This is a genomic window from Rhizobium sp. M10 (assembly GCF_002531955.1).
GTDB classification, from domain to species: Bacteria; Pseudomonadota; Alphaproteobacteria; order Rhizobiales; family Rhizobiaceae; genus Rhizobium; species Rhizobium etli_C.
The window spans coordinates 61,343-83,171 of record NZ_NWTA01000017.1 but is presented as its reverse complement, the minus strand read 5'-3'; the positions used below and the strand labels follow the sequence as shown (position 1 = coordinate 83,171).

Sequence of the window (21,829 nt, the reverse complement as noted above, 5' to 3'; positions counted from 1 at the left end):
CGGAAAGACGGGCGCTTCAGGGTCCGGCCCCACCTGGACGAGCGGAGCCGGTTTGCGTGCGAAGAGGGGCAAGCTGCCCTCGACAGAGCACGCGAGCCTGTTCCGAGAAGGACGGCGGGGTCCGGCCGCACCGCGGCGCGACAGCGGCCTTGAAGCGCACGGCCGCCGGTTCAGACCGCAGCAAAACCGAAGGGCAATCCGGTGGAGAGGAAGACGACGTCCTCGAAAGGAAACGAGAGGCTCCCCCGCAAACTCCGTCTTCCCCACATGCCGGGCCTGAATGCTCGCCTACCGCTCGTGCGGCTTGGGCAACCGGTAGGATTGCAGCCAGGTCGGACCGTGCGAGTTGCGAAGACCGCGCAACACGCCGCCATCATCATGCGGCGGACCGCCCATCCAGGCGTTGCTGAGGATCGATTTCCAGCGGCGGCCATGCCTGACGGCGTAGGCCTGAAGCGCTGCTTGCTGCTCGGCCGTGAGCGGCGGCAATACTTCGCGGCGAAAACGGGCAACGCGCGTCTTTGGCGAGGCCTCGGACACTGCTTCCCTGGCCGCGATCAGGCGCCTGAGTTCCGCAACCCCCGCGTTGACGCAGGCTTCGCCCTCGAGGTGATGGAACTGGCGCCAGAATGCGGTTCTCTCGGCTGGCGATGTGCCGATACCGGCTTTTCGCTCCAGTTCTCCGATCGTGCTCATGGCGACGCTCTCCGGGCGGTTGCGACGGGTGGATCGGATTCTACTCGCACCCGAAATGCCGTGATTGCCGCGTCCTGCCGGGCAAGTTTTCGGGTAAGCGCGTCGAGCTCGGGCTGGCGCTCGGCCGTCAGAGCTGCCAGGTTCGCGCGGTAGCGTTCGAGGAAGGCGCCCGGCTCCGGCGGCTTGCCCCGGCGAAAGCCAGCCTGACGTCGGCCAAGCTGCGGAATGAGCGCTGTCATGCGGCGCGTAATCTGCCGCTCGATGAGAGCGAGCTGGTGCTGTGTCTTTCGCCGCGCCGCTTCCATTCTGGCAAGCGAGCCGGCCTGTCGTTCGGAACTGGCCATTACGACGCCCTCCCACGCCAACCGGCGAAGCTGGAGGGTCCGTCATAGACGGCATGCCTCGCCTCATCGATGACAAAGCCGAAGCGGCCGATTGCATACTCATCGCTCGGCACCAGGAAGCGACGCTCTTTCACGCGCTCGCCGCGCTTGCCGCCGATCGTGGCGATCACCTCGGTCATGCCGGCGTTATGGTCTGACCGTAGCGCCGAGATGACGATCCAGTCGCCAGCGTGCTGCCGCGCGAAGGCTCGGGCATCCTTCTCGTAGCACTCGCCGGGTGCAAGGGGGCGACCGGAGATCGCCTCCCAGACATCCGGCCAACTGTCGCGGATCGTCTTGTCCGAGCACTTGCGTTCGTAGGCCGTGAACAGGTCCGGAAAGGTCAGGGCGACGACCGCCCACGCGGCATCCTCCTCGTACCAGCCGCCGTCTGCCCTCAGCATCGGATGGACCCTGGCGTTGCGAGCAGAGGAGAGTTGGAAGCCGCCATGGCCAGCCGTTGTGTGGGAGACGATGCCGTCGGCGTAGACGGTGGCGCTCTGCGACGCACCCCAAGGCGTGCTGCAGGTCATTCGCACGCTCTGTCGGGAAAGCAACCCCAACTCGCGGCTGTGTTCCGCCTGTTCGATCATACGGTCGCGAAACGCCGCTTCGTCGGCGACCGCGCCATGGTGGGAATAGAAATCATCGCGCTTCAGCGCGGCAAGCGGCCGCGACACGCGCCATGCACTGGCGAGCAAATATTGCCCGCCACCGGCAGGAACCATTGCGAAGACGAGATCGCCGATCCGCGCGACAGCCATGTCGTCGGCGGCTCTGGCGAATTCCACCCCTAAATCTTCAGGGGTGGAGGCCTCTATTTGGGGCGTGTGTGCCGGGTTCATGCCGCAGCCCTCCCTTCCATGTGATCGGCAGCAATCTCATCCTCAGTCACCTCGTCGAGAACGGCATGAGGATAGCCGTGCTGGGTGAGCCATTCCTCGGCCGCGTGCCGATCAACGGCGAGATGCACGAGCTCGGCATTGGCGCCGGCGCGATCGAAAACGCGAACCGATCCGAGCGGCGGCCGCTCGATCACTTTGAATGTCAGCGTGCTCTCGAGCGAGAAGGTGCGGTGGATGCGGATGGCGATCACGCCACTTGCGCCGAGATCGCCCTCGTGAAGCGTAAAATTGGGCGACAGGCTCGTGGCGCCGAGGCTGCGCTCGCCCTCCTTGCGGACCAGCCGGCCCTGACTGTTCCGGGTCTTCCAGGCGGCGAGCTTCTTGCTGAAACGCTCGGGCGGTCGGGGAGTGCCATCCGACCAGGCGACGATGGAACCAACAGGGGCGAGGTCATAGATCAGAGACGCGGACATTTGCGCATCCTCCTTTGAGTTTTGATGGTGGTGGAAACGAAACCGCCGCCGGGGCGGCCGGCGGCGGAGGATCATGCGGAGAAGAGGGTCTGCTATTCCGCCGCGATCGCGTAGGCGGTTTCCTCGTCGCTGGAGGGGTCATCATTTGTCGTCACCGCATCAGCGTCAGGATCCCCGTGATCCAGATCCTGTGCGTCTGAAGCGTCGGCGTCGTTGCGAGCGTCCGGCTGCGCATCGCCGCCGATATCGCCGATCGCCTCTTCGACCGGGGCATTCTCCTCGTCGAAGCAATCGCGATGTTTCAGGAGATCGGCGATGTCCTTCGGGTCAGGCGCAAACAACGCCGCCGGATGGACGAAGGTTGCCTCAGTCGATGTGAAGTGGTCGACGAGGGCTGCGCGGGTTTCGCGGACCCGCGCCCGGGGCTGGAGGTTGGCCTCCTTTGCCGCAGTCTCCAGGGCCTGGCGCGACAGGCACAGAAGGAAGTCCTCTGTTCCCATATTCGGTAGGAAGCCTTCGGCGCCGATCGCCTCGCCGGCGATCCTCGAGACGACGCCGCTGTTCGACATACCACGGCGGCAAGAAAGCACGTCGATGAGGACCGAACGGGCGGCGACACGCACGCTGTCCATATCGACCGACAGCCTGCCATCGGCGGAATAGAGGCGCGCGGCATGACGTTGGAACCGCCTCAGTCCGAACATGGTGTCGTTGGCGCCGGAATCGACCCGGACATTGGTGCCGGCAAAGGCCATGACCAGGAGAGCCATCAACATGTCGTCCTCGATCGGCGCGCGGGCCAGCGCCTCATGCAGCGCATCGGTCCGGAAATCACCGATCATGTCGAAGCCCTTCTGCGTGACGTCGGGCCTTGTCTTTCCGGCGACCGCCGCCTCGTCGTTGGCCTCCTCCGTCCCATCGGCCGCGGTGCCGGTCTGGCCGGCGGACTTCCTGACCTCCGGCATCCGGTAGTGAACGCTCTTCACCTTGCCCTCGCGATCGAGGTACATTGCGGTGCAATCGCCTTTGCCTGGCTTGCCGTAGACGCGTTCGGCCTTCTTCGGCAGGTCCGGCTGGCCCCAATTGTTGACCTCGACGATCGCACCCTTCTTCGGCAGGTTGCTTGCCATCCACTCCTGCTGGGCGCCGAGGAACGCCTCGACATTTGTGGTGTAGCGATTGTCCTGATCGGCCGGGCCGAACAGGTCCTCGGACCACTCGATACCGTAGGCCAGGCGAAGATCATCGCCGAAGCTTGCATCGCGAGCGTACATACGGGTTTTCGACAGCCCGTTGGCGATCTGCCACCAGGCTGCCGTATCGCCCTTCTTCGGCTTGTGGGCTTTCCAGACCTCTTTCTGCTCCTCGGACGAGGCAGCGGCGATCGTCCTCAGCTGCTGCTCGTTCGGCATGTCTCCCTTCGCCATCTGGTCGAGCATCGAAGGCAGAACGTTGGCGAGCAGACGGAGCTTGCGGATCTGGCGGACGGGGAGGGCAAGCGCTACGGCGATCGCCTCCTCGGTCCAACCAAGCGCGACCAGCCGCTCGATGCCGCGCCATTGGTCGACGGGGTTCAACGGCTCACGCGCGATGTTCTCGATCATCGAGCGCATGGCGCCATTGTCGTTGGCCGCCTCGACGACGATCACGTCGATTTCCTCGAGACCGGCGGCGACCGCCATGCGTGTGCGCCGGTGACCCGCTTCAATGACGTAGCCGTTGCCACCGGCTTCCGGGAAAATGACGGGCGGCTGGATAACGCCTACAGCCTTGATGGTCGCCAGAAGCAGGGCGTCGGCCTGCGGCGTCGACTTCGACTGACGCGTGTTGTCGGGGTTGTCCTTCAGCGCACGCGGATCGACCTTCATGAGTTGCATGGGATGCTCCTTCTCGGGGATTTGGACACGGCCCTTCTGCCTGTCCTTCTCGCGTCTTCATTTTTCCGAAGACATCTCCCGGACCGCGGAGCGGGCGGCCGGGTGCAACTGCGGCCGAGCATTGCTGCCGCGAAGGACGAGCGGGGCTGACAGCCCTGCGAAGGCGAGTGGCCGGGATGCGGAGGCGGCGGTTGAGCGGAAGCGGCGACCGGCGAACTGCTCTGCGACGGTTCCTCTTCCTTCCTTCCTTCCTTCCTTCCTTCCTTCCTTCCTTTCTCCCTTGCTTCCTTCTCGTGTCGGCGGCAGAAGCGGCGGCTTGCACGCGACTGGACGTCGATTTTGATAAGATGGAAAATAAAAAAATGGGCCAGCGGAAACCGCGGCCCTTGAAGTGTGAAGGTCAATAAACCTCCAGAGGGGAACAGCTGCTGCAGCGGCACTGGGAGGAGAGGCCGCCATGTGCATCAGCTGCGTGCATTATGAACATTATTTGAGCAGACGGAAGTCATTTATTGTGCAATGCAGCTATGCACATGCTGCACCGCATCCAAAAGACCGCAATCGGCCGATGGTCAAGCTGCCTCTGGCCTGACGGCCGCTTCCTCGCGCGCCGTAGTCGCCAATTCCTCCTCAACGTCTCGAAGCTGCCGGCGCTTGTCGGTAAGCTCATCTGCAAATGCGAATACGCCGCCTTCGCGCGAGCGATAGGCGCCAAGACGCCGCTCGGCTTCATGCAGTCGATGCCGATACCGCGCCTGTTCATCATCAAAGCCTGCAAGCGCGTGCTCCAGCCGCGAGATCGCGCCGATCGGCGTCACGGTGACGGCAAGATCGACCTCCTGGGTGGCGCCGGTACGCTGGAGGAGGGTGGCGTAGTGATAGCCGTCACCCTTACCGAACCGCTCGCCGGAATAGATCACATCGAAGCCGCCGATCGAAGCAATGGCGACATCACCCTCCTGTTGAAGCTGGACGAGGGTCAGGATTTCCTTCATCAGCGCCCGGCCGGCAAGCTTACGCTCCTCATAGGTCTCGCCCTTGACCACCATCACGAAGGCATCGCCAGCAGTCGGAATGAGCTGTTCGATGTCCCTGGCAATCTCGCCGATACGCCGGATCGAAACCTCGATGTCGCGCTCGGCATCACGGATCTGCCGGCGCACGGCATACTGATCGTCATCATGAGCGGCGCGCAACCGTTCGAGCCGGGCAATGTCGGCCTCGAGCCCCGCCTTCTGCATTAGCCGTTCGTCACCGCTCGCGATCGCCTTGGCCATGGCGAACTGGTTGGCGGCTCCTTCGCCGAGGTCTTCCAAGCGGCGAATCGAAGTATCGCCTGAAAGTGCCGCGGCAATGAAGCGGGCCTTGCGCTCGTTGTTCTGCCACATAGCAGCGTCGAGCGAGCCCTGGGTGGCATAGGCGAAGATATCGACCTCGTCATGCTGATTGCCCTGGCGGACGATCCGGCCCTCGCGCTGTTCGATCTGCGAGGGCAGCCAGGGAACGTCCAGATGATGCAGCGCCTTGAGGCGAAGCTGGGCGTTGACGCCGGTCCCCATGGTTTCGGAAGAGCCGATGAGGAAGCGGACCTTGCCAGCGCGCACGTCGGCGAACAGACGCTGTTTCGCCTCGCTCTTCTTGTAATCCTGCATGAAGGCGATTTCGGAGGGCGGAACGCCCATCCGGACGAGTTCGTCGCGGATCCATCGATAGGCGGAAAAGCCTCTCGTCTTCTCGACATTGATGGTGCCGAGATCGGAAAAGATCATCTGCGCCGCCCCGGGCAGATCGAACTGCTTGCCGTCCGGCCGCAAATAGGTCCGTTGTGACGTCTCCTGCCAAATACGGAAGGCGTTCTGGACCAGCAGGTTGAGCTTGTTTTCCGGCTCGTTCTCGCTGTCGGGATCGACCAGGCGGAGGTCAATGGCGGCATGGCGCCCATCGGTGATGACGGAGAGCAGAATGTCATCGCCGGGCTGCGCCGGCCCTTCGCGCATCTCGATCGCCTTGATACGGGCCTCGAGGATGGTCTGGTAGTTCTTGAAAGCCTGCGTCGGCTTGGCGGTGAGAATTTGCCGCCGGCCGGTGGAGATAATAGGCACCTTGACGTAATCGCGCAGATCCTCGGGCATCACCACGTCAGCGAAAGACCGGAACATGGCGATCAGTTCCGGCACGTTGACGAAGGAGGCAAAGCGGCTGACGGGCTTGTATTTGCCGGACGGCTGGATTTCCAATTCCGTCGTGGTGTCACCGAAGGTCGAGGCCCAGGCGTCGAATTCGTGCAGGCCGCGTTCGGCCAGTGCGGCGTGACCGAGCAGCCGTTGCACCGAGAACATTTCGCCAAGCGTATTGGTGATCGGCGTGCCGGAGGCGAGAACCAAGGCCCGGCCGGGGTTCTTCGTCTCGATGAAACGGGACTTGACGTAGAGGTCCCAGGCACGCTGCGAGCCGTTCGGATCGATGCCTTTCAACGTCGACATGTTGGTGGCGAAGGAAAGCTTGCGGAATTCCTGCGCCTCATCGACGATGATCTGGTCCACGCCGATTTCAGAGATCGTCAGCAGATCGTCCTTGCGGGTCGACAACGCCTCCAGCCGTTCCTTCAGACCTTCCTTGAGCCGCTCCAGCCGCTTGCGCGAAACCCGATCCTCGCTGTCGACCTTGGTCAGCAGATCCTCATAGAGCTCCAGCTCGTCCTGAATCATCTGTTGCTCGAAGGCCGATGGCACGGCGATGAACCGAAATGCCGAGTGCGTGATGATGATTGCATCCCAGGTCGCGGTTGCGGCGCGGGAGAGGAAGCGAACGCGCTTGTCCTTGGTGAAGTTGGTCTCATCAGCGACGAGAATGCGGGCGTTGGGATAGAGCGCCAGGAATTCGCGCGCCGCCTGCGCCAGGCAATGGCCGGGCACCACCAGCATCGCCTTGGCGATCAGTCCGAGGCGGCGCTGTTCCATGATAGCAGCCGCCATGGTCATCGTCTTACCGGCGCCGACGGCGTGCGCGAGATAGGTCGTTCCCGACGAGATGATGCGCCAGATGCCACGCTTCTGGTGCCCATAAAGAATAAAGGCGCCAGAGGCGCCGGGGAGTTGGAGGTGGGAGCCGTCGAAGCGCCTGGGCGCGATGTTGTTGAAGCGGTCGTTATAGACCCGCGCCAGCCGGTCGGTACGATCGGGATCGGTCCAGACCCAGTTCTGGAAGGCTTGCTTGATTTTCTGCAGCTTGTCGCGGGCGGCTTCGGTATCGACGACGTTCAGCACCCGGCGCTCACCATCCGCATCCTTGAAGATGTCGAAGATCTGCGGCACCCGGCTGTTCAGCGCATCGGCAAGCAGCTCGCCGGCGTGGCGGCGATCGGTGCCCCATTCCGATGTGCCGGCCGCTGTCCATCCGAGCTGCCGCGCCTCAACCGTCCAAGAGCCGAGCTCCGGCATGTGGTGGATCCTGATCTCGGCGCCCATAGTCTGCTGCACGAAGTCGACGATATCGGCCGCCGGAATCCAGGGAGCACCCAGTCGAGCGGTGATGTCCGAGGGGCGTAGATCGGCGGGCTGTTCTGCCTCAAGCCCCCGGACATTGCGCTCATAGGCGGGGTCCAACTCGGCCGCGGCTTTTGCGACGGCGAGTTTCGTGCGCACGGCGCCGGAGAGATAGGCGTCCGCGGTCTGCCAGGAGCCGTCGGCGGGGTCGCGAAAGATCGTATCGCCGAGCTCGTCGCGAACGGCGTCGATGTCGCGATGCAGGAGTTCGGCGATGTGGTCGAGGTCGACACGACCGCGCTCGTTGAGGACGACGGCCAAGGCATCGGCGGCCGAGGTGATGACCGGTGGGGCAGGGGGCGCAATGACGCGTTCGGAAAAAATCGCTCCAGGCCTCGCCGTGTCGGTTTCGAGATCGTAGTCCTCGATGGAGGCAACCAGCCAGCAGTCAGGATCGTCGCGGAACGGCTGCAGGTTGGGCTGGCGATGGGTTTCACGAGCCTCGCCCGTCGTCTCATCCTCGACGATCGTAACCGTGGTGTGGTTGATCGGGCCGAAATCACGCACGAAGCTCGACCAGGCGATGCGCAGCCGCACCTGCAGATCGCGCCACGGACGGTCCAGTTCCTGGGCTTTCAGAACCTCGCGCACGGCATCGCGGATCGGGATCAGTTTGCGAATGATCCGGACGTGCTTTTCCGAGATTCCCTCGCCGCTGCGGGCCTTGCGCACGTGAACCGGAACCGGCTCGCCGTCGACGACCTGCATGAGGCCATGTCTGATGTCGACAAAATAGCTGCCTTCGCGCACCTTGGCATTGTCCGGACGCAGATCGACGATCTCGGCAAGCTCATCCTCCAGATCGATGTCGATGGCGGTCGGCTCGCCGTTATAAAGGCCTTCGGGAAGAAGCGCGACGGCTGCCGTCAGCGCCGCGTCGAGCTCCTCACCGGCGCGTGGCCGGCACGTATAGGTCTCCCCGAACGGGCCGGAAGTCAGGGCATGATCGCCGAGCACGAACGCCTGATGTTGGGCGAACCATCGGTTCACGCGGATCACCCCCTCGTCCTCGACAGCCGGCCGGACGTCCTCCAGGTCGAGCCACGAAACGTCGCCTTCCGGCTCGCCTGCTTTGCGCTTGCGGAAGAAAAGAATGTCGACCACGACGTCGGTACCGGCGTCGCGCCGAAAACTGCCTTCGGGCAATCGGATCGCGGCGATCAGGTCTGCGGACTTGGCAATGTGTTCGCGGGCAGTACGATCGGCCTTGTCCATGGTGCCGGCGCTGGTGACGAAAGCGGCCAGGGCGCCCGGTTTCAGGAGATCGATCGATCGGGCGATGAAGTAATCGTGCAGCCGAAGGCCTAGCGAACGATATTGCCGGTCGGAACGAACCGTGCGATCGGAGAAGGGCGGGTTGCCGATGGCAAGATCGTAGATCGCATTAAGGTCCGTGCGCGCGAAATCGCCGTTGATGATACGCGCCTTCGGCTGCAGCAGTTTCGCGATGCGGGCCGTGACGGGATCGAGCTCGATGCCGGTGACGTAGCTCAGTTCGCGATACTGTTTCGGCATCAGCGCCGGAAACAGGCCTGTTCCGATCCCCGGCTCCAACACTCGGCCGCCGCGCCAGCCGAGACGATGAATGCCCATCCAGATTGCCCGAATGACGAATTCAGGGGTGAAGTGTGCATATTGGGTGCAACGGGCGAGCGACGCGTATTCGCCCTCGCTGACCACTGTTTCCAGCGAGTTGCCGAGATCATCCCAACCTGTGCGGAAGTCGGTTTCCCCAGGCCGCCGGAACATGCCGTTTGCCAGCTCGCCGGCGCCGAAACCGGTGAAGCGGATCAGCCTCGCCTGGGCGGCCGGAGTCGCCGGCAGATTTTGCCTCTCGATTTCGTTTGCGGTGAGGATGGCCGCGACATTGATGCGTGCTCGCTCCTTCCAGGTCGCGGCGAGATCGCGGTCGCCATCGTCGAGATAGAAGTTGGCGCGCTGCCCCTGCTTTCGCTGGACCGGCCGGTTGGTCGCCGGCAGAGCCCGCGCAGGAGAGGGTGGGGTCGGGTCGGGCTCGTCGTCGTTGGCGGCAAAACCGCCGAACGCCGTGACGCCAAGACCAAGTCCTGATGACAAAGCGCTGCTACCAAACATATCAAGGGTGAATGGATCGGTGCTCATCGAAAGCTCCTTGTGAGCGAGCGTCATCGATCCGCCGCAAGCGACAGTCGAGGAACGCGAAGGGGTGGAAGGGGCCGCCTGCATGGGCTGCGCGGCTATCGTGGGCCGGGCGCGATTGCTTCGCGCACGGATGCAATCGGAAACTCTCAAGCCGCGATCGGCGAGGGGAGGTGGCGCAGTTGTACCGGCAGCTTGGCGGCGATCTCGTCGTCGCTGAGGCCTTCCAGCAGCTTCAGAACAGTGCCGTCTTTACCGCCGTAGATCATCACAGTGCGCTTGCCGCGCGAGGCCTCCGGCCAGCGCTCGCCCGCATAGCCGCGAAAGTCGTCCGCCGTGCTGCTCCAGATGTGCTCAAGGCGTTCCGCGCGCGTTAAAACCCGGACCGGGCGGCTCTCGCGCTCGATAATCGCAAGGCGCATGGTCTCGACTGACGCTTTGTGGGAAAGGTCGCAATAGCCGTGAAAATAGCGGATCGCCTCATCGATCCGGAGTGCGAAGAACACTGATGTCACCGAACCGGTCAGGAACTCGCGCATCGCAAACATCGAACCGCAGATCCAGAGCGGCGGCAGGATTTCGAACCATTCGCCGTTATAGAGCGGTGTTGCGTCGTCTTCCCAACGGTTGGGCCGCTGGAGATGACGGTCGAACATGCGGAACATCTGCGGTCGGCTTGCGACGCCCTGGAAGACTTTTCGGATTGCGGGGTAGGGGTTCATCTGCACTCCTTCGGAGGTTTCGGGCCGAAGCGCGGCACTGTCCTATCGACCTTGCCTTCCTCTTCAGTCCTTCATGACCCCTTGGCTGCCGCCGCCATCGCGGCCGTCAGGGTCAAGGGCCGGCTCCGCCGGGCGAAGCCTCCCTTGACGCGGACGGCGCGCATGCGGCACGCCTCGTCCTTCCATCGTTTCCCTCTTTTCCTTTTCCCTGATCTTCAGGGTTTCGTTCCAATCCTCTTGCGGTGGCCGAAGTCGAAGCCAGTCGCAGCCTGCATCGTCGGCAAGCGTCCGCAGCCGTTCGGCAAACATCTCGCCCTGCGGATTGGCGTCCGTCGCCGCTACCATCTGGACGGCGGGCTTCGCCGCTAACTTCCGCAACGCTGCCTCCGTGGTCGGCGACCATCCGCCGCCAGTGCTGAGATAAAGCGTCCCCTCCCGCAAATCTTCGATCGCCGCGAGGCTCATGGCGTCGATCGCCGCTTCCGTGACGGCCAGGCGCGAAGCGCTGTCCGAACCGAGACGGAAGAGAACCTTGGTTCCTCCGGATGCAAAACCCCGGTATTGCGGACCCCGCGCTTCCCAGCCGGTCAAGACCCCGGCCTGGTCCCGGTGCGCCGCCCACATGCTGCCTTGCGGGCCTTCGCGCAGAAGGTCGCCTTTGACGGTCGCTCGCAGCACGGTCGCTGGCAGATAGCGCTCGCCGTTGAGGTACCGCCACGACGAGGAACCAGGCCAGGGTCGCCTGCGGGACTGCCAACGATCGGGAAGAGAGAGGTCGGATCTCTGACCATCTTTCGCGGGCTGCCACTCCGGCCCCGTGATCTGAAACCCGACCAGAGCCGCGACCCGTTCTGCACCTTCGGGAAAACCGACCCGATCGAGATGCTCGACGAGCCGGAACACATCGCCTTTCGCGTCGGACAGGGGATCGAACCACCCACGCCCTTCATAGGTGACGATAATGATCTCGCCGCCGCGGCGGAACTTGGCTGCCCGTCGCGTGCTTTCCTTCGCGTCTATTGCAAAACCGGCATGCTCAAGCACTGCCGCACAACTGACCTGATCGCGCAGCGCTTCAATCTCTCTTCTCTTCATTTTTCATTCCGATCGCCCAGCGATCGGCCTCCATAATCCTTCCTTGCCCGTCGGTTCACCGACGCCTTTCGGCAGGCCCCGAAGAGCAAAGACCGCAAGGGCGCGGCTGGCAATTGTCGGATCATGCAAGCTGACGTCGGACGCGGCGAAGCCCCCCTTGCGGCCTGCCGCTCGCAAGGGGCACCCACGCGGCGCCGGCTCAATGAGCCGGCCATGGCGTATACTCGTGCACGATCGCCAGATCGTCGTCGGCGTCGATCTCGTCAGAAGGAAGGACGCCGTATTCTCCGTCGACCTCGAAGAGGGTGACCGGGACCATCAGGTCACGGGAAAGCTGGAGGGCGTGGGACTGTGCGAGAGAGAGATCGTGCGACATTTGAGAGGCTCCTACGGGAGCGGGCCAATTCCCGCTCGATGGCTCCTCAAAAGGCACGGGGTCCGGGCGCGATCACCGCGAGGCGAAGCCGACGCGGCCGCAGCTTGCTAGCGGACCCTTTATGGGTTGATCATGGAAGATCCGGAACCGGGCCAGGACGCCATCACAGACAAGCGGGATTGGCTTGCTTCCGTTTGGGCCACCGTTCGACGCACGATTTTCGAGCTTCGTGCCAGGTCGTCGCTGCCCGCAGGCCGATTACTCGTGTCTTCGATTTAGCGGGTCAGGTGTTGGCTGAGCGAAGGACTCTGCGTCGCCGCGTGACCGAATGTCGCGTCAGCTTCAGTCGTGGCACCGCCTAAGTTGCGATGAGTCGTGCCTTTCGCGGTTTGCGGAACCCGACCCTGCAAGCGAGAGCGATGGTGCCCGGAGACCGAATGCATAGTTCGCCGCCGACCCAATCTGTCCGCCAAATTTGATTCCCGGATGGCCGCGAAAGCGGGTGTCCACCCTCGGGCGGCACACGGAGGACTGTTGCCGGATTTCTATCGCGGCGCGTTTCACATCAATAACCGAGCGGCACTCTGGATTGGCTTCCCCTTAAGCTCGGCATCACTTCGGTTCTCACTATGATCACGCTCAAGAAGCGATGACACTATTGAAGCCTATTGCGGGTTCCCTCAGACAACTCCTTGAGGATCAGCGCGCAAGACGTCGCACCAGCATCCAGCACGCCGAGCGATCGTTCGCCCAGCCTGCTGGCTCGGCCGATCCGCGCGATCAAGTTCACCGTCGAATCGCGGCCACTTTCGGCTGCCGCAACGAGGAGTTCCAATGCCTCGTCGAAGGATTTTCCTTCTGATGTCGCATTGTCAAAAGCTTCAACAGCAGGCACCAACGTGTCAAGCAATGTCTTGTCGCCGACTTTGGCCGAACCAATTTGTTGAATACCCGTCAAGCCAGCATGCAGCATTCGGCTGAACGTCTTGTTGTCGATCTGGTCGACCTGATCGATCTGCTGGGCAAACTCGGTGAACATCACACCGTAAAGCGGACCCATAGATCCGCCGATCTCGGTCATCAGGACTGTTCCGAGGGTCTCAAGCGCTTTTGCGAGCGATAGCTCCTTGCCGCGTATCCGGTCGGCCACTAAACCGAAACCTTTCGCCATATTTATTCCGTGATCGCCGTCGCCAATCTTGCCGTCGATCTCGCTGAGGTAGGCGCGGTTATCGATGATCGCTCTTGCCATGGAGACTACGATTTCTCCGGCTGCCGCGTTATTCATTTTTTGCATTGTTCTCTCCTTAAAGCGTCGCCGCGCAGCGAACCTCGACCTCCAGTAGCGACTTTAGCTCTTCATCGAGCGCCATGACCGTCAAAGTCGCTCCAACCATCTCAAGAGACGTGAAGTAGTTACCAACATACGCTTTGTGGATCCTGAGGCCGCGGCCGGAGATTTCCTCCTCGACGGTGTCGAAGAGAATGTAAAGTTCGTTCAGCGGTGTCGCGCCAAGGCCAGATACCAGTACGGCCACTTCTGTCCCCGAGCCGAGATCATGATCATCCAGCACGATCTGGCACATATCCTTGGCGACCTCTGATGCGCTCTTGAGCGCTTCTACTCGCACGCCCGGCTCGCCGTGATGGCCGATACCGACTTCAATGGTGCCAAGCTCGATCTGGAAGTTCGGATGTCCGACCGCTGGAAGAGTGCACGGCCCCAATCCGACACCGACCGAGCGGCAATTGTCGATGGCCTTCTGTGCTGCGTCACGAACCTCGGATAGGCTGGCGCCCATCGACGCTTTCGCTCCGCCGACCTTCCACATGAAGATCTCTCCGGCAACGCCTCGGCGCTTCTCCCGCTCCTCGGCGGAGGCGGAGCACACGTCATCGTTCGCAACCACCGTGGCAACCTCGATGCCGTCCTTCGCGGCGAGTTTCATCGCCATTTTCACGTTCATGTTGTCTCCGGCATAATTTCCGTAGAGGACAACGACGCCGTTTCCACCATTCGCTTCGCGTATGGCATCATGAAAGCTCTTTGCCGTTGGCGACGAAAACAGCTCGCCGACCGCGACCGCGTCGAGCATGTTGCGGCCTATATAGCCACTGAAGGCAGGCTCGTGTCCGGAGCCACCTCCAGTTACGACACCCACTTTTCCTTGCGTGGGCCGGTCAATCGCCGTCACCACGCGTTGGTTTTCGGCGAGGCGCACGATGTCTCGGTGTGCCTTCACAAAGCCCTTGATGGTATCTTCCACGACCTCATCGCGGTTGTTTACAAAACGTTGCACTGCGTCCTCCTCCAGACACGGTCATTGATTGTGGTTGAGCGCTCGCCGGACGACCTTGAGCGACCGAGCCAGCGAGTCCTCGATCGTTGACAGCGGCACGGGAACTTGGCGGCGAACGGGCTGCGCCTGCCGATTGCGATGCAGTCTCAAGGGAAGTTCAATACTGACCGGGAGGCTGTCGAGCTTTGCGATTGCGGCCAGGAGGCGCTCGCACCCGACCTTGCCGTCGCCGATATCGCAGAAAAACCAACCTTCGTCGGTTTCACGGACATCCTTGATATGGGCGTGCGCCGATTCCGGCAGCGCCAGGATTCCATCACCTGCGAGATCGTCCATGTCCGGTCGATGTGACGCCGTGTTTGCAGCGTCGTAATTTAGCTTTAGAAAGGGCGATCCGAATTCCTCAACAAGAGAAATACCGTCCCGCGCGGTGTTGATCAGGCTATCGCTGCCGTCTCCTGGGTTTTCCAGGCCAACGATGATATCAAAGGCTTCCGCTCTTCTCAGTATGGTTTCGACGTTGCGACGGAATGTTGCCTCTCTTTGTCGGGCGGCCGCGTTGGTCGCAATAACCTTGGCTCCAATCGCCGCGGCGAATGCCATGCGGCCCGTGAACACTTCGACCGAATCTTCCAAACCGAGGTCGATGTGCGACGACATTGCATGACACAAGAGCCCCGAAGACCTAAGCGCGCTGCGCCAACTGGTCATCTCGGAAGGTGTGAAGGCGGTCTCATCGAAGGGTTCTGTATATCCAACGATAAAGGCCGGCTCGAAATGCGTGAACCCGAGGGCTGCCGCGCTCTCCAGTGCGGCCTCTCTGCTATGCCCGTCGTACGGCGCGCCGGACACGGAGATCACCCGTTCAGCCATGCATTCCTCCCTTAGCAAAGAACGGCGCAAAGGCCGTTCCGAAGGGCAAAGTGTTAAAAACGCTTCATCCGGACAAGCGAATTCCATCGGTCAATGCATGAATCCATCTCAACAAATGCATCATTTGCGTTAAATTTCCTCATGGAATATAGAGGAAGGGCGTCCTCCAGCGTACTGAATGTCTCAAGTAGGAACGGTGGCGAGGCACGCATAAACGGGAGGAGGGGTGATGAGCGCGTTGGAGTTTCCTTCGCTGCGATCGCTACAGGTGTTGGAAGCTGTCGCACGTCTTGGATCTTTTGGAAAAGCCGCCGAGGAACTGAGCATCAGCCCCTCGGCCGTGAGCCATCAAATGGCCGCGCTGGATTCGGAGCTCGGAATTGCTTTATTTCATCGCTCCGGGCGTTCAATCATGCTGACTGACGCGGGAAGGGCTTACGCTGAAGAGATCAGCGCCTCCTTTCGAAGGATCGAGAGCGCCACGCGAAATTTCACGAAGAAGGGCAAAAGTGACATTCTGAATATCCATTCGGTTGTCAGTCTCGCTTCGCAGTGGCTCATGCCTCGCCTCGCCCGGTTTAGCGCCCGCTATCCGGAGATCGATCTTCGACTGCACGCTTCTGGTGACCCGGCCGAGCTCAGGACCGGCAACGTCGATATAGACATCCGCTACGGAACGCAGCCCGTGGAGGTTGGCATCGCCGTCGAGCCCTTCCCGCCCGAGCCAATAGTGGTCCTGTGCGCCCCATCGTTGGTCGAGGGCGCAAACGGAATACGCTCACCGCAGGATCTCGCCAGATTTCCGCTCATCCACTCCGAAGTGAACCTCTATCGCTGGCAGGATTGGGCCGACGACCACGGTGTGAGGCTCAACATGGATCGGGGGCTGCGTTTCGATAGATCTTTCATGTCCATCAATGCGGCCGCGGATGGACTTGGCGTTTGCCTGGAAAGCCTCATACTCGTCCGGCAAGATCTGAAAAGCGGGAGGCTCGTTGCGCCGTTTGGCCTGGAAGGCCCCAGCATCAATTGCCATAGTCTCGTGTACTTACGGTCCAGGGCAAGAACGCCAAAGATCGCTCTGTTCAAACGTTGGATCGAAGAGACCCTGGCTGGCGACGCGGTTTCTGCGAGTGAGATCGACGTCGGCGGGAGGTGAGTTATGCGCAATCAGGGTCGGTGATGCGCGACTGGTGGATCAGACGCGCATCCCCGACGTCAGGCAGTGGTTTAGCCGAAGAATTTCCCGAGTTCGTTCGCTATGAATTCGGGAGCTTCTTCCGCAACCCAGTGACCCGAGCCCGGGATCAATCCGCCTCGAACGTCACTTGCCACCCGCTGCAGTGATTCCATCGTCTCCATGCCGCGGCCAAAACCACTGTCTCCGCCCAGGGCGAGGACCGGCATTTCGAGCTTGCCATCCCTCTCGAGGAATAACTCGTTGTCTTTGACGTCGGTTGGAAAGCCCCGATAATAGGCGAGAAGTGTGCGCAGGCCACCCGGTTTCAGGTAGGTACGGAAATACTCATTCTTGTCTTCCTGAGATAGCACGTTTGCCCGGCTGCCGTAATTGTCAAACAACCATTCCAGATAGATATGCTCGCGACCGCCGAACATCGCTTCCGGCAAATCCGGCGTCCTGAAGAAAGGGTGGTGCCAACGGCGGCCGCCTTGCGACATGTCCGCTCCATCGCCAGGAATGGTAACGTCCAGGATCGCGAGCTTGCTAACAGCCCCCCGGTGCTGCGCGGCCAGGGCAAACGCCACCGGGCCGCCCCAGTCGTGTCCCACAAGATTGAAGCGATCGATCTTCAGATGTTCAGAAAGAAGCTCCCACACGTCCTCGGCAATCGTTTTCTTGTCGTACCCATCGGCGGGCCGGGAAGTGTCGCCGAGGCCCCGCAGGTCCGGCGCGATGATCGCGTACTTGTCCGCGAGGAAGGGGATCACGTGCCGCCATTCGTGCGAACTCTGCGGTACCCCGTGAAGGAGAACCAGCGGCTCACCGGATCCTGCGGTCAGGTAGTGCATGGTGATGCCGGACAGTCGCGCGTAATTGCTTTTGATCTCGGCACTCACTTCTTTGCCTCCTTCTGGCCCGCGGTCATTCCCCGATACGCACGAATGACCTGACTGTCATCTGCCGAGCCTGACCCCTGCCCAGACGCGGCAAGGAAGAACTGATGCGCAACGGAGGCGAGCGGCAGGGCGGCCCTGGCAGAGGAGCCAGCGGCAAGCACGATACCGAGATCTTTCACAAAGATGTCTACCGCGCTCGTTACCTCAGGGTCTTCCAGAAGCATCCGCTGGCCACGATCGTTGAGCATCCAGCTGGCGGCCGCCGAGCCGGACACGATCTCGAGTACCGTTGAGGTGTCGAGGCCAGCCCTTTCGGCGAGCGACAGCGCCTCAGCCGCTGCCGCCAAGTGTACGCCGCACAGCAACTGGTTGACTGCTTTGGCAACCGATGCCTGGCCAGGCCGCTCTCCGAGATAATAGATCTTGGAGCCGAGCACGTCGAAAAGATTGCGGCTCATCTCATAGGTTTGCCTGTCGCCAGCCACCATGATGGAGAGCGACGCGTCGCGCGCTCCGGCGACGCCGCCGGAAACAGGCGCATCCAGAAACCGGTGACCGCGAGCAATAACGGCCTCGGCGAGCTGTTCAACCTCGCCGGGAGGGCATGTTGACATCAAGATGACCACGCTGGCCTTGGCTGAATTTGCCAGGGCGCCCCGTTCGAAGAGGGCTTGGTGCGCCTGGTCGATGTTGACTACCATCAACATCAAGACGTCGGTCTCGCTGGCCGCTTCTGTAGCGTCTGGATAGGCAGTCCCGCCACTGTCAGCGAAGCTTCTTAGAGCATTCTCCGAGATGTCAAACCCCTTGACCCTGAAGCCGCTTTTTAGGAGATGCGACGCCATCGGCAATCCCATCGAGCCGAGACCGATAAAACCGATTGTCGGTTTTCCCGGTCCTCGTGCCGGGCTCGGCTTTGTTTCTAAAGCTTGGTGCAATTCCGGTCTCCTCCGCGATACTGGCACGTCATAGGCCGGCACATCCCACCGGAGTGCCATGCTCGCATGCAAAGCGGTTAGCATGGCGGCTTCCTCCACATCAAAAGAGTTTGCGCAAAAAACATGTGACCTGGATTCATGTTGCCTGGCGCGTGCTCCCAGAAAAACTTTGTCTCCATCGCGGGTCACGCCGAACTCGCCTGAGTTCAACTCACCATTGGCCGGAGGCAATTCATTTGCGGACGTTTGGCGCAAGCGCCTAATTTACGTCCAGCCGCACAGTGGGAGGCTTCCGGCTTCAGCGACATCAGTCCAAGGTCTAAGCAACCTGCAAGAAACTGAGGACGCTTACGAGGAGAGCGCCTGCGCTGGAGGCTCCTAAAAACATCGACATAGATCAACACGGTTAGAGGAGGAACCAATGATCACAATGAATCGCCGTACCCTTATTATGAGTTCCGTGGCGATGACCGCCGCGCTTGCGGCACCGCGCATCATGCGTGCGAGTTCGCCTGAATTCTCGTTTAAATTCGCCAACATCATGCCGGTTGATCATCCGCTCAACACGCGGATGACCGAGGCTTCCGACAAGATCAGCCAGCAGACAGACGGCCGCGTGAGCATTCAAGTGTTCCCCGCGAGCCAGCTCGGCACCGATGCTGATATGCTCAGCCAGCTTCGATCAGGTGGCCTGGACCTTCTTGCGCAGACAGGCCTCATCGCAGCGACACTCGTCCCGCCGGCGGCCATCACCGGTGTAGGATTTGCCTACCCCGACTACGCGCAGGTGTGGAAGTCGGTGGATGGTGAGCTCGGCCGGAGCATCCGGACGGCTTTTGAGAAGGTCAACCTGATCGCCTTCGAGAAGATGTGGGACAACGGCTTTCGGCAGACGACCTCGATCGGGAAACCGATCAAGTCGCCCGAGGACCTCAAGGGCTTCAAGATCCGCGTCCCTCCTGCGCCGCTCTGGACATCGCTTTTCAAGTCTCTCGGCGCCGCGCCGACGTCGATTCCATGGGGCGAAACTTATTCCGCACTCCAGACCCACGTCGCCGACGGTCTCGAAAACCCGCTCGCTGGCATTTACTTTGCCAAGATGTACGAGGTTCAAAAGTATCTCTCCCGGACCAACCATATGTGGGACGGCTTCTGGATTCTCGCCAATCGGGACAACTTCGAGATGCTGCCTGAGGACTTGCGTGACATTGTCGTCACCGAGATCAATCGCTCGGCTCTCGTGCAACGCGCTGATGTCGAAAAGCTGAATTCCGAACTCCAGGCAGAGCTGACGAGCAAGGGTCTTGAATTTATCGACGTCGATGTTTCCAAGTTCCGCGCGACGCTGCAAGCTTCGTCGTTCTACTCCGATTGGAAGGGGCGTTTTGGCGAGGAAGCATGGGCGTTGCTGGAGTCTACCTCGGGCAAATTGATCTGAGGCGTTGACATGGCTACTTCTGAAAATGTCAGCCCCCCGGTGATCGGCGCGTGGCCAGTCCTGGCGAAAGCTGAAGCGGGCGTGGTGCGCCTGATTGAATTGATCGCCGCAGCACTTGTTGTCGTCGAGGTACTCGTGCTGTCGGCGGGCGTCTTCGCCCGCTATGCATGGGGCGAGCCGCTCATCTGGTCGGACGAGCTCGCCTCCATGTTGTTCCTCTGGCTTTCGATCGTGGGCGCGGTCCTCGCTTTTCACCGCGGACAGCACATGAGGATGGGCGTTATCGCGGACGCGATGCCGCCCGTCGTAAGGGCAAGACTGGAGGTGGCTGCACTTGTCTTTTGCCTTTCGGTCTGCGTGCTTCTTCTGCCCAAAGCCACGGTCTACGCTCTTCATGAAGTTCCGGTCGTCACTCCCGCGATGGAGGTTTCGGTCGCATGGCGTTCATTTGGTCTTCCGATCGGACTTGGCCTGATGCTTATCCTTGGCGTGACCAATGCCCTTCAGCGCATCAGGCTGAGCGATTTCCTGATCGGAGTCCTTGTAGCCGCATGCTTGATAGGGTTGGCGATTGCGGCGAAACCGTTGATCATGGCGATGGGCAACTGGAACCTCGTGCTTTTCTTCGTAGTCTTCATCGCACTAGGTGTGCTGAGCGGCGTACCAATCGCGTTCGTGTTCGCTCTCGCTGCCATCAGTTATGTGGCTCTGGGTACGAGCCGTCCGATAAGCGTGATCGCGGGTCGGCTTGATGAGGGAATGTCGCATCTTCTCCTGCTGGCGGTCCCGCTGTTCGTGCTGCTGGGTATGCTGATGGAGGTTACGGGCATGGCAAAAGCGATGCTGAACTTCCTGGCGTCCTTGCTCGGACATGTCAGAGGCGGCCTGTGTTACGTCCTCGTCGCGGCAATGTATCTGGTGTCTGGGATATCGGGTTCGAAGACCGCCGACATGGCTGCTGTCGCCCCGGCACTGTTCCCGGAGATGAAAGCGAGAGGATCAAAGCCCGGTGATCTCGTGGCCCTGCTTGCGGCTACGGGTGCGCAGACGGAGACGATCCCGCCGAGCCTCGTATTGATCACCATCGGATCGGTTACGAGCGTATCGATTTCGGCCCTGTTCATAGGCGGTCTTTTGCCGGCGTTCGTCTGCGGTTTGATGCTTTGCGTTGTCGTCTGGTGGCGCTATCGCAACGAGGACATGTCGGGTTTTCGCAAGCCGCCGGCCAGGGAGATCTTCCGCACATTCCTGATTGCGCTTCCGGCTTTGGCCCTGCCTTTTATCATCCGTACAGCGGTTGTCGAAGGCGTTGCTACCGCCACGGAAGTCTCGACAATCGGCATTGCCTACTCGCTGCTGGCAGGCCTCCTCATTTACCGCCGGTTCGACTGGAAGCGGGTGGGTCCGATGCTGGTGGAAACGGCGGTCTTGTCCGGAGCCATCCTTTTCATTATCGCGGCGGCAACGGCTGTGGCCTGGTGCCTGACGCAATCGGGTTTTTCGCGTGGGCTGGTTCAGACGATGGCAGGTCTACCCGGAGGAGCGCCGATCTTTATGATCGTGTCGATCGTCGCGTTCATTGTGCTCGGTAGCGTGCTGGAAGGCATTCCCGCGGTGGTTCTGTTCGCACCTCTGGTATTTCCGATCGCCAAGGGATTAGGGATCCACGACGTGCACTATTCGATCGTGGTCATTCTCGCCATGGGGGTGGGCCTGTTCCTGCCGCCGTTCGGCGTCGGTTATTATGCCGCCTGTGCAATCGGCCGTGTTAACCCGGTGGAAGGGATAAAGCCGCTGTGGGGGTACATGATCGCCCTGCTTCTCGGGCTTGCGATCGTCGCAGCGGTGCCCTGGATCTCGATCGGCTTCCTATGACGTGCGACCGTAGGCGGCCGGTAGAGAAGTCGGCCATTCTACAGTCGTAACCATGTCGGATAAGGCGGAATGCCGGGCTGGCAACGTGCTTCAGAAGCATGCTGCTGGCTCCGCAATATGCCCGGGAAGGAATGTAGCGCCCACCGGAAGATCGTTACGTCCTCGCGGTTTTCCGTGGCTTCTTCCTCAAGGAGCG

17 protein-coding genes are annotated in these 21,829 nt (G+C 61.3%); 3 read left to right on the top strand and 14 right to left on the bottom strand.

All coding sequences use genetic code 11. The annotated features are described in order from the left end of the window. Positions 1 to 288: 288 nt before the first annotated feature. The 12 genes from CO671_RS22885 to CO671_RS22835 form a co-directional block, all read right to left on the bottom strand. Positions 289 to 696, bottom strand: a complete 408-nt coding sequence (locus CO671_RS22885; RefSeq protein ID WP_097607838.1) for a hypothetical protein — start codon at positions 694 to 696, stop codon at positions 289 to 291. Then, positions 693 to 1,040, bottom strand: coding sequence for a hypothetical protein (locus CO671_RS22880; RefSeq protein WP_245425019.1), 348 nt, complete (start codon positions 1,038 to 1,040; stop codon positions 693 to 695). Before CO671_RS22880 ends, CO671_RS22885 begins: the two co-directional genes overlap by 4 nt. Next, on the bottom strand, positions 1,040 to 1,924 hold the full coding sequence (locus CO671_RS22875) for a hypothetical protein (RefSeq protein ID WP_028753476.1): 885 nt from the start codon (positions 1,922 to 1,924) through the stop codon (positions 1,040 to 1,042). Before CO671_RS22875 ends, CO671_RS22880 begins: the two co-directional genes overlap by 1 nt. Then, positions 1,921 to 2,397 carry a hypothetical protein gene (locus CO671_RS22870; protein WP_015341932.1) on the bottom strand — a complete coding sequence of 159 codons (477 nt, stop codon included), beginning with the start codon at positions 2,395 to 2,397 and terminating at the stop codon, positions 1,921 to 1,923. The genes CO671_RS22875 and CO671_RS22870 overlap by 4 nt, the downstream gene beginning before the upstream one ends. A gap of 92 nt (positions 2,398 to 2,489) precedes the next feature. Next, the gene (locus CO671_RS22865) at positions 2,490 to 4,274 is read right to left on the bottom strand and encodes a ParB/RepB/Spo0J family partition protein (protein WP_097607837.1); all 1,785 of its coding nucleotides are present in this window, start codon (positions 4,272 to 4,274) and stop codon (positions 2,490 to 2,492) included. Between the two features lie 572 nt (positions 4,275 to 4,846). After that, the gene (locus tag CO671_RS22860; protein WP_097607899.1) at positions 4,847 to 9,940 is read right to left on the bottom strand and encodes a DEAD/DEAH box helicase family protein; all 5,094 of its coding nucleotides are present in this window, start codon (positions 9,938 to 9,940) and stop codon (positions 4,847 to 4,849) included. Between the two features lie 146 nt (positions 9,941 to 10,086). Beyond that, complete coding sequence (locus CO671_RS22855) at positions 10,087 to 10,659, bottom strand: DUF1419 domain-containing protein (RefSeq protein ID WP_097607836.1); 573 nt, start codon at positions 10,657 to 10,659, stop codon at positions 10,087 to 10,089. A 63-nt stretch (positions 10,660 to 10,722) separates the two neighbouring features. Beyond that, positions 10,723 to 11,703, bottom strand: coding sequence for a DUF3991 and toprim domain-containing protein (locus CO671_RS22850; RefSeq protein WP_245425018.1), 981 nt, complete (start codon positions 11,701 to 11,703; stop codon positions 10,723 to 10,725). A 250-nt stretch (positions 11,704 to 11,953) separates the two neighbouring features. After that, complete coding sequence (locus tag CO671_RS33825; protein ID WP_015341926.1) at positions 11,954 to 12,130, bottom strand: hypothetical protein; 177 nt, start codon at positions 12,128 to 12,130, stop codon at positions 11,954 to 11,956. Between the two features lie 655 nt (positions 12,131 to 12,785). Further along, the gene (gene dhaL / locus CO671_RS22845) at positions 12,786 to 13,427 is read right to left on the bottom strand and encodes a dihydroxyacetone kinase subunit DhaL (protein WP_013984746.1); all 642 of its coding nucleotides are present in this window, start codon (positions 13,425 to 13,427) and stop codon (positions 12,786 to 12,788) included. A 10-nt stretch (positions 13,428 to 13,437) separates the two neighbouring features. Next, entirely contained in the window at positions 13,438 to 14,430 is a 993-nt protein-coding gene (locus tag CO671_RS22840; RefSeq protein WP_015341924.1) for a dihydroxyacetone kinase subunit DhaK, read from the bottom strand. A 21-nt stretch (positions 14,431 to 14,451) separates the two neighbouring features. After that, a complete protein-coding gene (locus CO671_RS22835) occupies positions 14,452 to 15,303 on the bottom strand; it encodes a TIM barrel protein (protein WP_097607835.1) in 852 nt (283 codons plus the stop codon). A 229-nt stretch (positions 15,304 to 15,532) separates the two neighbouring features. Between CO671_RS22835 and CO671_RS22830 the strand changes: the two genes are divergently transcribed. Beyond that, on the top strand, positions 15,533 to 16,462 hold the full coding sequence (locus CO671_RS22830; protein WP_004130046.1) for a LysR substrate-binding domain-containing protein: 930 nt from the start codon (positions 15,533 to 15,535) through the stop codon (positions 16,460 to 16,462). 71 nt (positions 16,463 to 16,533) lie between these two features. Here CO671_RS22830 and CO671_RS22825 read toward each other — a convergent pair whose 3' ends face one another. Together CO671_RS22825 and CO671_RS22820 are read right to left on the bottom strand one after the other, a co-directional pair. Further along, on the bottom strand, positions 16,534 to 17,382 hold the full coding sequence (locus CO671_RS22825; RefSeq protein ID WP_004130049.1) for an alpha/beta fold hydrolase: 849 nt from the start codon (positions 17,380 to 17,382) through the stop codon (positions 16,534 to 16,536). Beyond that, positions 17,379 to 18,347 carry an NAD(P)-dependent oxidoreductase gene (locus tag CO671_RS22820; protein WP_097527234.1) on the bottom strand — a complete coding sequence of 323 codons (969 nt, stop codon included), beginning with the start codon at positions 18,345 to 18,347 and terminating at the stop codon, positions 17,379 to 17,381. The genes CO671_RS22825 and CO671_RS22820 overlap by 4 nt, the downstream gene beginning before the upstream one ends. A 394-nt stretch (positions 18,348 to 18,741) precedes the next feature. On the opposite strand from CO671_RS22820, the gene CO671_RS22815 reads away from it, so the two are divergent. Then, entirely contained in the window at positions 18,742 to 19,758 is a 1,017-nt protein-coding gene (locus CO671_RS22815; protein WP_097527168.1) for a TRAP transporter substrate-binding protein, read from the top strand. Positions 19,759 to 19,767: 9 nt separating this feature from the next. After that, a complete protein-coding gene (locus CO671_RS22810) occupies positions 19,768 to 21,633 on the top strand; it encodes a TRAP transporter large permease subunit (protein ID WP_004130056.1) in 1,866 nt (621 codons plus the stop codon). Positions 21,634 to 21,829: the final 196 nt, after the last annotated feature.